The following is a 12813-nucleotide window of genomic DNA, read 5'->3' as shown; positions in this document are numbered from 1 at the left end:
CCGTGACCGCATCCCCGTCGTCCAGTGCACAGGCGGCCCGTGAGGCGCTGGCGGTGCGCTTGCAGCACCTGCGCAAGGACGCCGGCCTCACCGGGAGGGACCTCTCCGCCCGGTGCGGCTGGCACCCCGCGAAGACCACCCGCATCCAGAAGGGCGACGCGCCACCCTCCGACGCGGACATTCGCGCCTGGTGCGCGGCGTGCGACGCGGACGACCAGGCCGACGACCTCATCGCCACCGCCCGCGCCGTCGACTCCATGTACCTGGAGTGGCGCCGCCTCCACAAGGACGGGATGCGCAAGGTCCAGCAGGACTGGAACACCCTGCACGAACGGACCCGCGTCTGCCGGGTCTACGTCTCCAACGTGTTTCCGGGCTTCTTTCAGACTCCCGGCTTCGCTACCGCCCTCATGGAGCAGATCACTACGTTTCAGGGCACGCCGAACGACGTCTCCGAAGCGGTCGCCACCCGGGTCGCGCGCTCCCGGTTCCTCTACGAGGGCGGACACCGCTACGTCGTCCTCATGGAGGAGTCCGTCCTGCGGTTCCGCACCGCCGACGCCGAGGCGATGCGCGGGCAGCTGAGTCACCTCCTGGCGGTGATGCCGCTCGCCTCGGTCTCGCTGGGCGTTATCCCGTTCACCGCGCAGCGCACCGTGTGGCCGCTGGAGGCGTTCTACCTCCACGACGACACCACTGCCGTGGTGGAGACTCTGACGGCGGAGATCAAGATCAAGCAGCCGCGCGAACTCGCGGATTACGCCAAGGCGTTCACCGGTCTGACGAAGATGGCCGTCTACGGCGACGCAGCCCGCGATCTGATCCGGGCCGCGATCGACGCCCTGGAGTGAAGTTCCGCAATTACCCGCAATCTCGTTGGGGCTGGACCGGTGGCATCCGTAGCGTCGAACCCATCCGGATGGAGCGAGCACCACTCGACAGCGAGAGGGGCACCACCATGAGCACCGCAACGACCGAGCTGCGCCGGTTCCTGACCATCACCGGCCGACGCTTCGAGAGCGGCCAGTCCGCACCCGAGATGTTCTCCCCAGCTGTGGACAAGGCGTGGCACGATCTGCTCGGCACCCCGGCCTACGAGGCCCTGTGCCTGGAGAGCGCCGGGCAGCCGATCCGTCACGTCGTGAACAACGGCCACGGCCCGATCGCCTGGGTCACCGCCTACGAAGAGGCATACGGACCGCTGCCGGAGATCTGGTTCACCGATGCCGACGGCAACGTCGACCAGGCCGCCATCGCCCGCTACCGGGAGAGTGGCGTTGTGGTTGCCGAATGGGACTGCGGTCCCGCCGGTGGTGACGGCGACATGGTGCCCGACCAGCCGGATGCCGCCCGCCAGTGACCACCAGCCACAGCGCAGCGTCCCGGTCCACCGCCGGGGCGCTACGCCTCGTTGAGGCAGGCACCACCCGGCCCGGCTCCGTGGACATGGGCGCCTACGCACGCCAAATGGCCGCCCACTGCCCCTACCTCGCCCCCTCCCTCCAGCAGGGCCTGACGACCTGGACGGTCTACCGCGCCGACGGCGACGCCGAAGCCGTCCAGGCGGAGCTATTCCACGTGGGCGCCCAAGCAGCGGAGCGGCTACGGTCCTTGCTGAACCGGCCCCACGGCCTTCTGCGGTGCGAGAACATCGTCTTGCTGGGTGAGGTGGCCGGGACAGGGCACCGTGACCTGCTGGCGTGGCCGCACTGGGTGCTGAAGAACCTCTACGGGCCCGTCGGGGTGATGTTCGGCAAGTTCTACGCGGGAGAAGAGGAAGTCACCGCAGCCGGACACCGCATCCCCGCCGCCCCCGCCTCGTTCCTCCCCGTGCGGGCCGCTGTCCGTCGCCGCGACCCACGTTTCCTGGGCGCGACACCCGACCTGGCCGCCGCGCTCGCCGGGGCCGACGACGACGGCCGCGACGTGTTCGCGCACATCCCCACCCAGTGGAAGGACATCCGGACATGGGCCAGGAACCACCTCCTCCCGCCGAAGCCGTTGCCCTCCTCACCAGACGCACCGGCGAACCGACCACGATCCAGCTCCTGAGCGACCGGCGCGGTTCCAGGGTCTGGAAGGTCCAGGGCCCCGGAGGAGCGGTCGTCTTGAAGGCCAACGACCCCGACGGCGACAACGCACACGAGAAGGCCGCGGAGATGGCCCAGGAGGACGACCACCTTCTTCGCCTCACGGCCGCGGGGGCCCTCAGCCCCGACTACCGGGTGGGTGCCGGGACGTGGGCGGGTGGCCGGTGGCTGGCCGTCAGCTGGATTGACGGTGCACCCCTGTGGCGGGCGCTCGCCCCAGCCCGCAGCCCGGAAGGAGACCGCGCCGCTGTCCGGTCCTGGCTCACAGGCATCGCCCGCAGTTGGACGGAGCACCTCGCCCGGATGCACGCCACTGGATGGGCTCACGCCGACGTCCAGCCCACCAACACCCTCGTTACGAGCGGCAACCGGGCGGCGGTCATCGACTACGCCCTCGCTTGCGGCCCCGACGACCGCCGCCGCGTTCCGTACCGGGGAGCCCTCACCCACACCACCGCACCGGAGACCGCCACCGCGATCCTCGCCACCCCCGACGACACCCACATCCAGGCACACCCGGCCGCCGACATCTGGGGCCTGGGCGCCTCCCTGTTCTGGTGCTGGACCGGCCACCGACCCGTCCCCTACGACGACACCACCGCCCGGCCGGAGAAGTTGGCCGCCATCGCCAAGGGCACCACCACCGCGCTGGGCGATGTCCGCCCGTGGCCGTTCCCCGCGTTCGAGGACACCATCACCGCGTGCCTGGCCCCCGACCCCTCCGATCGGCCCACCGCGAAGGAGCTGACCACCGCATGGTGACTCTGCGCGCCCTGCGCCCCGACGACGCGCGTGCCCTCACCCGCGTCTACAGCGGCGCCTCCATCCGGCACACCACAGGCAGGCCCCTTACGCTCGACCAGGCACACGAGAAGATCCGCGCAGCCCTCGACCGAGCCGACGAAACCCCGCGCGCACAGTGGAGCTGGGGCATCTTCCCCGACGACGAGATGATCGGCCTGATCTCTCTACGACGACGCACCCCGTCCATGGGCACCATCAGTTACATCCTTCGCGAGGACACCTGGGGCCACGGCTACGCCACCCAGGCCGTGCACCAGGTCGTCTCCGTGGCCTTCACCACCGCTGGCCTCAACCGGCTGGAGGCCATGCACCACCCCGACAACCCCGCCTCCGGCCGAGTCCTGGCCAAATCCGGGTTCACCCGCATCGGCACATCCGGCCGGCAGACCGACAACGGAACCGTCCCCTACGAGCTGTACGCCCTGACTCATCGGCGAAGACGCCCCCCGGACTCACCGCACCGGGAAGCCGTACGCGTACCCCTGCTCCCGCAGCCACGGCAGGACCTGGCCCAGTGCGGCCAGGGTCTGGGAGCGGTCGCCGCCCGCGTCGTGGAAGAGGACGGTCGGGCCGTTGGCGATCTCGCTCTTGACGGTCGCGACGATGGTGTCCACGCCGGGGTGTTCGAAGTCCTTGGTGTCGACGTTCCAGCCCAGCGGCCGCATCCCGTGCGAGGCGGCGAGCTTCCGGCTGTACGGGGTGAACGCGCCGCCCGGGGCGCGGTAGTACTGCGGGTGGACGCCGCCCGACGCCTTGGTGATCATCCGCTCGGCGTCCAGGATCTCCTTGGCCTGGTACGCCTCGGACTTCTTGTTCATGGTGACGTCGTGCGAGACGGTGTGATCGCACAGGCGGTGACCGGCGGCCACGACGTCCTTGACCAGGTCGGGGTATGCCTGGGCCTGCGTGCCCACCATGCAGAACGTGGCCTTGACCCCGTTCTCCTTCAGGAGCCGCAGCACCTGGGGCGTCCAGGTGGGGTCCGGGCCGTCGTCGATGGTGATGTTGACGCCCTGGGGGCCCTTGTCCGACGCGTGGGCGATGTCCTCCGCGACCTTCTCGGCCACGGGCCGGTCATGGTGCGAGGCGGACGGCGACGCGACCGCCGCCGGCCGCTTCCCGTCGGTGGTGCCGGCCTGCGCGGTCCACACCGAGGTGGCCGCGGCCAGCGCCGTGACCCCGAGAGCCGCCGCGATGAGCCGGCTGTGCCACGTCCTCTCTCTGTGCTTCGCCATCGTCCGCCCCGCCCCTTTGTCCGCCGCCGCTGTGATGTCCGTACCGTGCCTGCACTGCCCCCAGCAGGACAGAGGAAGGGGCCCCTGGGGATGCCTCTGTTACGGAGCGCGGACAAATCTGCGGGAGAGCGGCGACAAACGGGGCCGGGAGCGGCTCGATCCGCTGCCCCGCGGTGCCTAGAAGCTGTCGTACGTGGGCCTGCCCGTCGGGCGGTAGACGGCGAGGACCGTGCCGCCCTTCGTGCCGGTGACCGTGACCGGCTCCAGGGCCGTCGGGATCGCGCCGTCGGCGAAGAGGCGTTTGCCGGTGCCGAGGATGACCGGGTGGATGGTGAGGCGGTATTCGTCCACCAGGTCCTCGCGCATCAGGGTCTGGGCCAGGTCGCCGCTGCCGACGACGTTGATGTTGCGGCCCTCGGTCTGCTTGAGGCGGCGTACGGCGTCGGCGGTGTCGCCCTCCAGGAGGCTGGAGTTCTGCCAGTCGACGGAGGTCAGGGTGCGGGAGGCCACGTACTTGTGCATGGAGTTCATGCGCTCCGTGAACGGCATGTCCGGGTCGGCGGTCGGCCAGTACGAGGCGAAGATGTCGTACGTCTTGCGGCCGAGGAGCATCGCGTCGGTGTCCTCGTACCAGCCGGCGATGGCCTCGCCGGCGCCCTCGTCGTACAGGGGCTTCTGCCAGCCACCGTGCGTGAAGTTGCTCTCGGGGTCCTCGTCGGGGCCGCCGGGGGCCTGCATGACGCCGTCGAGGGTCAGGAACGTGGAGACGATGATCTTGCGCATGGTGTGTTCCTCTCGTTGTGGGGTACGGGCGTCCGGCGGCGGGCTCAGCGGATGACGTCGAAGACGTTTTTCTGAATGCCGTTGGGGAACGCCTCGTGCTCCACGAGCTTCAGGTGCCGGGTGTCCTTGTCGGCCGTGCTGAACAGGCGCTTGCCGGCGCCGAGGAGCAGCGGGAAGACGAGGAGGTGATAGCGGTCGATCAGGCCGGCGTCGGAGAGCGCGCGGTTGAGGGTGGCGCTGCCGTGCACGATGACCGGGGCGCCGTCGGTCGCCTTGAGGGCGGCGACGTCGTCCAGGGAGCGGAGGATGTGCGTCTCGCCCCAGCCGTCCACGAGGCCGTCCTCGGTGAGCGTCGTGGACACGACGTACTTGGGCATCGCCTTGTAGCCGGCGAACTCCGCCATGCCCGGCCACACGGGGCTGAACGCCTCGTAGCTGAGCCGCCCCATCATGAGCGCCCCGGCCTCCTCCTGTTCCCGGGTCTTGATCTCGTACGCCTCGGGCAGGAAGTCGACGCCCTTGAAGGTCCAGCCGGAGTTCCGGTAACCGGGCTCGCCGCCCGGGGCCTCGACCACACCGTCGAGGGAGACGAAGGCGGTGCTGATGAGTGTGCGCATGATGTCCTCGGGGTACGGGCGGCGGGCTTTACATGGGTTCAGACTGCGCGGCGCGGCAAAAGTCATCGGTTCGGCGTGGCAAGGGCCGGGTGACGCTGGTCGATGCCGACCGGCCCGAGGCCGACCCACGGCGCATCGCCTGCGACGGGGTCGTCACCGTGGGCCGGGTCTACAGCGAGGTGGAGGCGCAGGCGCTCCGTATGCGGGTGCGGGGCGGGGCGACCGCGTGGACGGTGGCGGTCGTGGCCGGGGCGCATGAGGTGTGAAGCCGCAGGCGCCGGGGCCCGGCGGTTACCTCGGTGGCAGGGGCGGGCGTCGGCGGTCCGGGGCCGTGTCGTACGTGGGTGGGGTCGCCGGGGGATGGGCGGCCAGGAGGTCCAGGGCGGTGCGGACCGCGTCGTCCAGGACCGCGTAGCGGCCCTCCGCCCAGTCCAGGGGGGTGCGCAGCGCCTCCAGGTCCGGTTCGACGCCGTGGTTCTCGACGGACCAGCCGTACGTGTCGAACCAGGCGGCGTTCATCGGCACCGTGATCACCGTGCCGTCGCCGAGGCGGTGGCGGCCGGTCATGCCGACGACGCCGCCCCAGGTGCGCTGGCCGACGACCGGGCCCAGCTTCAGCAGGCGGAACGCGGCGGTGATCATGTCGCCGTCGGAGGAGGTCGCCTCGTCGGCCAGGGCGACGACGGGGCCCCGGGGGGCGTTGGAGGCGTACGAGACCGGCTGGGCGTTGCGGGTCAGGTCCCAGCCCAGGATCGTACGGGTGAGCTTCTCCACCACCAGCTCGCTGATGTGGCCGCCGGCGTTGCCGCGTACGTCCACGATCAGCGCGGGGCGGGACACCTCCATCCGCAGGTCGCGGTTGAACTGGGCCCAGCCGGAACCGCCCATGTCGGGGATGTGGAGATAGCCGCACCGCCCCCCGCTCAGCTCCCGGACCACCTCGCGGCGCTTGGCGACCCAGTCCTGATAGCGCAGGGGGCGTTCGTCGACCAGGGGCACGATCGCGATGCGGCGCGGCCGCCCCTCGCCCTCCGCCGGGCGGAAGGTCAGTTCGACCGTCGTGCCGCCCGCCGCCGCCAGCAGCGGATACGGCCCGGCGACCGGGTCCACCGGCCGCCCGTCCACATGGGTCAGCACCGCCCCCTCGCGGATGCCCGTACCGGCCAGCGGGGACCGCGCCTTGGAGTCCGAGGAGTCGCCGGGCAGGATGCGCAGCAGGGTCCAGTCCCCGTCCCGGCACGCGAAGTTGGCGCCGAGCAGGCCGATCGCGCGCTGGTAGTGCGGCGGGCCCTCGTTGCGGCGCGCGGGCGACACGTACGCGTGCGAGGTGCCCAGCTCGCCCAGCACCTCGCGCAGCAGGTCCGCGAACTCGTCGGGTGTGGCGACGCGTTCGACCAGGGGGCGGTACTGGTCCAGGACCGCCGGCCAGTCGATGCCGCACATGTCCGGCTCCCAGAAGTACGAGCGGATGATGCGGCCCGCCTCGCCGTACGCCCCGCGCCACTCCGCCGCCGGGTCCACCTCGTGCAGGATGCGGCGCAGGTCCAGATAGACGGTCGAGTCGTTGTCGCCGGGCTCCGTCGCGGGCACCGCGCGCAGCTCGCCGTCGTCCATCACGACCAGCCGGGAGGCGTCGCCGCTGACCTCGAACGAGTCGAGGTGGCCCACGAGTTCGGTCTTCTTCGCCTTGGCGATGCTGAAGTGCTCCAGGGTCGGCCGGCCCGACATGTCCGCCGGGTTGGCGAAGGTCTCGCCGAGCGCCCCGGAGATCGGCCAGCGCAGCCACACCAGACCGCCGCCGGACACGGGCGCCAGCGCGGAGTACTTCGACGCGGAGACCGGGAACGGCGTGACCCGGCTCTCCAGGCCCTCGAACTCGACGGTGACCGTGGACCCCTCCGTCAGCCCCGCCTCGGCCGTGTCGACCGGGTCCAGGCCGCCCGCCGCGGGCCGGCCGTCGGGCAGCAGGGCGAAGGGGGACGGGGTCGCCGAGGACAGCGGCACCAGATAGGGGCGGCAGCCGAGCGGAAAGGACAGGTCGCCGGTGTGGACGTCGTACACCGGGTCGAAGCCGCGCCAGGACAGGAACGCCAGATAGCGGCCGTCGCCGGTGAAGACCGGGTTCTCGTCCTCGAAGCGGCCGTTGGTGACGTCCACGATCGCGGGCGCGCCGGGGCCGCTGATCCGGGCCAGCTTGATCTTGCGCAGTGAGCGGCCGATGCCCGGGTGCGACCAGGTCAGCCAGGCGCCGTCCGGCGAGAACGCCAGATCGCGCACGGGCCCGTTCACGGACCGGATCAGCTCGACCGGCTCGCCGGTGGACGTCTCCTCGTCGGTGTCCAGGAGCAGCAGGCGGCCGTCGTGCGCGGCGATGGCGAGGCGTTCGCCGTCCGGGTCGGACACCAGCTCCTGGACCCGGCCGATCAGGCCCGAGGCGAGGCGGCGGACCGGGCGGTCGCCGCTGGCGCGCGGCAGCGGGGCGATCTCGACCGCGTCCTCGCCCTCCGCGTCGGTGACGTACGCGACCTCGCCCCCGCTGCCCAGCATCTCCGGCAGCCGCACCCGTACCCCCGGCGTGTCCGCGATGGTGCGGGCGGGCCCGTCGCGGTGCGTGAGCCAGTACAGGCTGCCGCGTACCGACACGGCACTCGCCCGGCCCGTCTCGTCCACGGACACCGCGTCCACATGGCTCGAAGCCGGGACCTGGTACGTACGGCGCCCGGCGCGCGGGCCGCCCAGCCGGACCTCCAGCTTCCGGGGCGCTGCGTCCGGCGTCTCCAGGTCGTCCACCAGCCACAGCTCGCCCGCGCACTGGTAGACGACCCGGCGCCCGTCGCTCGCCGCGTGCCGGGCGTAGAACGCGTCGTGGTCGGTGTGCCGGCGCAGGTCCGTGCCGTCGGGGCGGCAGGAGTAGAGGTTGCCGACGCCCTCGTGGTCGGAGAGGAACGCGATCCGGCCGCCGACGAACATCGGGGTGTCGAGGTGCCCGCCGATGTCCGGGAGCAGCCGCTCGCCGTGCAGCCACAGGCGGCCCATGGCCCCGCCCCGGTAGCGCTTCCAGGCCGCCGGTTCGTGCGGCGGGGTGCCGGTGAGCAGCAGGGTGCGGCGCTCGCCGTCGGTGTCGGCGACCGCGATGTCGGAGACCGGGCCCCAGGGCAGCTTGCCGCCGGGGCTGCCGTCGGTGGGGACGCTGTAGGCCCAGGAGAAGTAGGAGAACGGCTGGTTGTGCGAGGAGACGGCGAGGATCTGCGCCGCGTCGCCCGGGTCGGGCGTCCAGCCGCAGACCCGGGTGTCGGTGGAGCCCCAGTGGGTGAGCCGGCGGGACGGTCCGCCGGCGACGGGGGCGAGATGGATCTCCGGGTCCAGGCTGCGCCATGACGTGTACGCGATCCGGGTCCCGTCCGGCGAGAAGCGGGGGTGCCCGACTCTGGTGCGGTCGACGGTGACCCGCCAGGCCCGGCCGCCCCGCTCGCCCTCGGCGGCGAGCGGGGCGACCCACAGGTCGTCCTCCGCCGCGAAGCAGAGCAGATCCTCGTGGACGTGCGGGAACCGGAGATACGAGACGTCGTCACTCACCCCCCAATGCTTTCCGCGCGAAGGGGGCCCGGCAACTCAGAGAGGCCCGCTTTTTGTGGTGCGAGCCACAAACGAAACCGTTTCGTTTCGCTCGGCGGGCGGGGTACCGTTCTGCTGTACGAAACGGTTTCGTTCGATGCTTCATCGGAATCGGACAGGAGGTCGAACCATGGCACGCACACGGCTCACGCCCGAGCGTGAGAGCGAGCTGTACGCCGCCGTGCTCGACCTGCTCCGCGAAGTCGGCTACGACGCCCTCACGATGGACGCCGTCGCCGCCCGTACGCATTCCAGCAAGGCCACCCTCTACCGCCAGTGGGGGAGCAAGCCGGCGCTCGTCGTCACGGCCCTGCGCCACAACAAACCCGGCACCCTCGGCGATGTCGACACCGGCTCGCTGCGCGGTGACTTCCACGCCGTGCTCAGTCGCGGTGACGACTGTCAGATGGAGAAGGACGCCGCGCTGATGCGGGGTCTGAGCCATGCCGTCCACAACAACCCCGATCTCCTCCAGGCCCTGCGGGAACTGCTGATCGAGCCCGAGATGACGGGTCTCGACCTGCTCCTGCGCAGAGCCGTGGACCGGGGAGAGGTGAGCCCGGACAACCCGGCGCTCGGATACGTACCGCACATGCTGGTCGGCGCGCTCGCCACCCGGCAGCTTGTCGAGGACCGCCCCGTCGACAAGGCATTCCTTCTCGACTACGTCGACTCCGTGATCCTCCCCGCTCTCGGCGTCTGACCTCAGGTCCCCGCGCTTTCCCGTACGGCCCCCTCCCCAAGCCCCACCTGACACGCCGCTCTCGTCGTCGGGCTGGTTCCTCACGCCCATTTCCACTCCACGACCTGACCGGGAGTACGCCCTCGTGGCCACATTCCTCTACAAGCTCGGCCGGCTCGCCTTCCGGCGCCGCGGCTATGTCGCCCTGATGTGGGTGGCACTGCTGGGACTCGCCGTCTTCGGCGCGTCCACCGCGGCCACCGCCACCTCCAGCTCCTTCTCCATCCCCGGTACGGAGGCCCAGAAGGCTTTCGACCTGCTGGAACAGCGCTTCCCGTCATCCAGTGCCGACGGCGCCACCGCGCGCATCGTCTTCAAGGCCCCCGAGCACGAGAAGATGACGGACGCGGCCAACAAGGCCGAGGTGAACAAGATCACCCGGGAGCTGAAGGACGGCTCCGACCAGATCGCCTCCGTCACCGACCCGTACACCGGCGACGCCGTCTCCAAGAACGGCTCCACCGCGTACATCTCGGTGTCGTACAAGGTCAACTCGATGGAGCTGACCGATGACACCCGGGACGCGCTGGAGGAGGCCGGCACCCACGCCCAGAAGAGCGGCATGACCGTCGAGATCGGCGGCGACGCGCTCCAGGTGATGCCGGAGACCGGCGCCACCGAGGTCATCGGCATCGCACTGGCCGCCGTGGTCCTCGTCATCACCTTCGGCTCGCTCATCGCGGCCGGGCTGCCGCTGCTCACCGCCCTGATCGGGGTCGGCATCGGCGTCTCCACGATCACCGCCCTGGCCAACGTGCTCGACCTGGGCTCCACCACCTCCACGCTCGCGATGATGATCGGCCTCGCCGTCGGCATCGACTACGCGCTGTTCATCGTCTCCCGCTACCGGGCCGAGCTGGCCGAGGGCCGGGAACGCGAGGAGGCGGCCGGCCGGGCGGTCGGCACGGCCGGGTCCGCGGTCGTCTTCGCCGGGCTCACCGTGGTCATCGCCCTCGTCGGCCTGGCCGTCGTCAACATCCCGATGCTCTCCAAGATGGGCTTCGCCGCGGCCGGCACGGTCGCCATCGCGGTGCTCATCGCCCTCACCCTCGTCCCGGCCATGCTGGGCTTCGTGGGCAAGCGCGTCGTCGGCCGCAAGGCGCGCCGGGCCGCCGAGGCGGGGGACAGGCCCGAGGCGAAGCCGAACGTGGGCACCCGCTGGGCCCGGTTCGTGCTGCGCAAGCCGGTCTGGGTGCTGCTCGTCGGCGTCCTCGGCCTCGGCGCCTTCGCCGTACCGGCCGCGTCGCTGGAGATGGGCCTGCCGGACGACGGCTCCCAGCCCACCAGCACCACCCAGCGCCGCGCCTACGACCTGCTCTCCGACGGCTTCGGCCCCGGCTTCAACGGGCCGCTGCTCGTCGTCGTGGACACCGAGGACAGCGCGGACGGCAAGGCCGCGGCCAAGCAGGTCGGCGACCGGATCGCCGGCATGAAGGGCGTCGTCGCCGTCACCCCGGCCACGTTCAACAAGGCCGGCGACGCGGCGATGATCACCGTCGTCCCGAAGGACCGCCCCAGCTCCGTCGAGACGGAGAACGTGGTCCACGCGATCCGGGACGCGGGCAAGGACATCAAGTCGGACACCGGCGCCGAGGTGCTGGTCACCGGCTCCACCGCGATGAACATCGACTTCTCGCAGAAGATGAACGACGCGCTGCTGCCCTACCTGGCGCTCGTGGTCGGCCTCGCCTTCCTGCTGCTGATGGTGGTCTTCCGGTCGGTCCTGGTGCCGCTGAAGGCGGCGCTCGGCTTCCTGCTCTCGGTCGTCGCGGCCCTGGGCGCGGTCGTCGCGGTCTTCCAGTGGGGCTGGCTCGGCTCGCTCTTCGGGGTCGAGCAGACCGGTCCGATCATGTCGATGATGCCGATCTTCATGGTGGGCGTGGTCTTCGGGCTCGCGATGGACTACGAGGTCTTCCTCGTCACGCGGATGCGTGAGGCGTACGTCCACGGCGAGAAGCCCGGCCAGGCCATCGTCACCGGCTTCAAGCACGGGGCGCGGGTCGTCACGGCCGCCGCGGTGATCATGATCGCGGTCTTCTCCGGCTTCATCGGCTCCAGCGAGCAGATGATCAAGATGATCGGCTTCTCGCTCGCCATCGCCGTCTTCTTCGACGCGTTCATCGTGCGCATGGCGATCGTGCCCGCCGTCCTGGCGCTGCTCGGCCGGCGCGCCTGGTGGCTGCCGCGCTGGCTGGACCGCGCGCTGCCCAACGTGGACGTCGAGGGCGAGGGCCTGCGCAAGGACCTGGACGAGCCGTCGTCCGGCGACGCGGGCCCCGAGTCCGGCGGGGAGCGTGAGCTGATCCGCGTGTGAGCCGCGCGGACTGATCTCCGGGGCCGCGTCCGAGCGGTGCGCGGCCCCGGGAGCCCGGGTTACCTGTGGGGACGGGGGGCCGGGGCGGCGAGAGCCCCCGTGCACGGTGTGCACGGGGGCTCTCGCCGTGTTCAGGCCCGGGCGGCTTCGGGCTTCGGCGCCTCCTGGCGCGGCGCCTCCTGATGCGTACGCCGCAGGAAGCGGACCAGCGGGGCGCAGTCGAACTGGACGACGTCCACGCCGGCCGAGTCGTGCCGCTCCACGACCACCTGGACCCTGCCGCACGGCCATATCCGCCAGCCGTCCTGCTCGACCGGATAGCGCAGCCCGCGCTCCAGCAGCTCGCGGTCGACGGCCCACTCCGTGCCGCCCGGATAGGCGATGCGGACCCGCGCGGGGGAGTCCGCGCCGTCGAACCGCAGCTCGACCGGGACGACGGGCAGATCGCGGGCATCGGTGACGAGCCGGGCACGGGCATGGTCATGGATCACGGGGGACGTGGGCATCGCGGAGGACATGGGCCGACTCTCCATCCTGCTTCTGCAACTTTGTTATCTAATGTCCCATATTTTATGTAAAGGGCACTACGAGAGTCCTGTGCAGTTGTGCTGAA

General features: G+C 71.1%; 12 protein-coding genes and 1 pseudogene. 8 read left to right on the top strand and 5 right to left on the bottom strand.

What is annotated here, in order from left to right:
• Positions 1–2 precede the first annotated feature (2 nt).
• From OG338_RS11200 to OG338_RS11180, 5 genes and pseudogenes are all read left to right on the top strand, one after another.
• Complete coding sequence (locus OG338_RS11200) at positions 3–851, top strand: helix-turn-helix domain-containing protein (protein ID WP_405937179.1); 849 nt, start codon at positions 3–5, stop codon at positions 849–851.
• 107 nt (positions 852–958) lie between these two features.
• Positions 959–1360 carry a hypothetical protein gene (locus OG338_RS11195; protein ID WP_405937178.1) on the top strand — a complete coding sequence of 134 codons (402 nt, stop codon included), beginning with the start codon at positions 959–961 and terminating at the stop codon, positions 1358–1360.
• Positions 1357–2052, top strand: a complete 696-nt coding sequence (locus OG338_RS11190; protein ID WP_405937177.1) for a DUF6875 domain-containing protein — start codon at positions 1357–1359, stop codon at positions 2050–2052. The genes OG338_RS11195 and OG338_RS11190 overlap by 4 nt, the downstream gene beginning before the upstream one ends.
• Positions 1968–2852, top strand: a complete 885-nt coding sequence (locus OG338_RS11185) for a protein kinase domain-containing protein (RefSeq protein ID WP_405937176.1) — start codon at positions 1968–1970, stop codon at positions 2850–2852. Before OG338_RS11190 ends, OG338_RS11185 begins: the two co-directional genes overlap by 85 nt.
• Positions 2846–3241 (top strand): annotated as a pseudogene (locus OG338_RS11180) (GNAT family N-acetyltransferase; N-acetyltransferase); the annotation flags it as partial. The gene OG338_RS11185 and the pseudogene OG338_RS11180, both read left to right, overlap by 7 nt.
• Before the next feature lie 105 nt (positions 3242–3346).
• Here OG338_RS11180 and OG338_RS11175 read toward each other — a convergent pair.
• The 3 genes from OG338_RS11175 to OG338_RS11165 all read right to left on the bottom strand — a co-directional run bounded on the left by OG338_RS11175 (position 3347) and on the right by OG338_RS11165 (position 5529).
• Complete coding sequence (locus tag OG338_RS11175) at positions 3347–4129, bottom strand: polysaccharide deacetylase family protein (RefSeq protein ID WP_405937175.1); 783 nt, start codon at positions 4127–4129, stop codon at positions 3347–3349.
• Between the two features lie 177 nt (positions 4130–4306).
• Complete coding sequence (locus OG338_RS11170; protein WP_405937174.1) at positions 4307–4912, bottom strand: dihydrofolate reductase family protein; 606 nt, start codon at positions 4910–4912, stop codon at positions 4307–4309.
• A 44-nt stretch (positions 4913–4956) separates the two neighbouring features.
• Positions 4957–5529: a dihydrofolate reductase family protein gene (locus OG338_RS11165; protein ID WP_405937173.1), complete on the bottom strand. Its 573-nt coding sequence runs from the start codon at positions 5527–5529 to the stop codon at positions 4957–4959.
• A gap of 89 nt (positions 5530–5618) precedes the next feature.
• Here OG338_RS11165 and OG338_RS11160 point away from each other — a divergent pair, with 89 nt between their 5' ends.
• On the top strand, positions 5619–5795 hold the full coding sequence (locus OG338_RS11160; RefSeq protein ID WP_405937172.1) for a hypothetical protein: 177 nt from the start codon (positions 5619–5621) through the stop codon (positions 5793–5795).
• Positions 5796–5820: 25 nt separating this feature from the next.
• Here OG338_RS11160 and OG338_RS11155 read toward each other — a convergent pair whose 3' ends face one another.
• Positions 5821–9105, bottom strand: a complete 3285-nt coding sequence (locus OG338_RS11155; protein ID WP_405937171.1) for a S41 family peptidase — start codon at positions 9103–9105, stop codon at positions 5821–5823.
• A 169-nt stretch (positions 9106–9274) separates the two neighbouring features.
• Here OG338_RS11155 and OG338_RS11150 point away from each other — a divergent pair, with 169 nt between their 5' ends.
• Together OG338_RS11150 and OG338_RS11145 are read left to right on the top strand one after the other, a co-directional pair.
• Positions 9275–9847 (top strand): TetR/AcrR family transcriptional regulator, encoded by a 573-nt coding sequence (locus tag OG338_RS11150; protein ID WP_405937170.1) that lies wholly within the window; start codon positions 9275–9277, stop codon positions 9845–9847.
• A gap of 124 nt (positions 9848–9971) precedes the next feature.
• Complete coding sequence (locus tag OG338_RS11145; protein ID WP_405937169.1) at positions 9972–12200, top strand: MMPL family transporter; 2229 nt, start codon at positions 9972–9974, stop codon at positions 12198–12200.
• 131 nt (positions 12201–12331) lie between these two features.
• Here OG338_RS11145 and OG338_RS11140 read toward each other — a convergent pair whose 3' ends face one another.
• Complete coding sequence (locus OG338_RS11140) at positions 12332–12718, bottom strand: SsgA family sporulation/cell division regulator (RefSeq protein ID WP_405937168.1); 387 nt, start codon at positions 12716–12718, stop codon at positions 12332–12334.
• Positions 12719–12813 lie beyond the last annotated feature (95 nt).

This window comes from Streptomyces sp. NBC_00726 (assembly GCF_045161735.1).
In the GTDB taxonomy this organism is placed as follows: domain Bacteria; phylum Actinomycetota; class Actinomycetes; order Streptomycetales; family Streptomycetaceae; genus Streptomyces.
Note: the sequence above shows the minus strand (reverse complement) of the source record. Positions and strands in the feature narration are given on the sequence as shown.

Excerpts from the sequence above, each read along its gene's own strand:
- OG338_RS11185 (WP_405937176.1), top strand. The coding sequence starts at position 1,968 with ATGGGCCAGGAACCACCTCCTCCCGCCGAAGCCGTTGCCCTCCTCACC.
- OG338_RS11195 (WP_405937178.1), top strand. The coding sequence starts at position 959 with ATGAGCACCGCAACGACCGAGCTGCGCCGGTTCCTGACCATCACCGGC.
- OG338_RS11165 (WP_405937173.1), bottom strand. The coding sequence starts at position 5,529 with ATGCGCACACTCATCAGCACCGCCTTCGTCTCCCTCGACGGTGTGGTC.
- OG338_RS11170 (WP_405937174.1), bottom strand. The coding sequence starts at position 4,912 with ATGCGCAAGATCATCGTCTCCACGTTCCTGACCCTCGACGGCGTCATG.
- OG338_RS11140 (WP_405937168.1), bottom strand. The coding sequence starts at position 12,718 with ATGTCCTCCGCGATGCCCACGTCCCCCGTGATCCATGACCATGCCCGT.
- OG338_RS11175 (WP_405937175.1), bottom strand. The coding sequence starts at position 4,129 with ATGGCGAAGCACAGAGAGAGGACGTGGCACAGCCGGCTCATCGCGGCG.
- OG338_RS11150 (WP_405937170.1), top strand. The coding sequence starts at position 9,275 with ATGGCACGCACACGGCTCACGCCCGAGCGTGAGAGCGAGCTGTACGCC.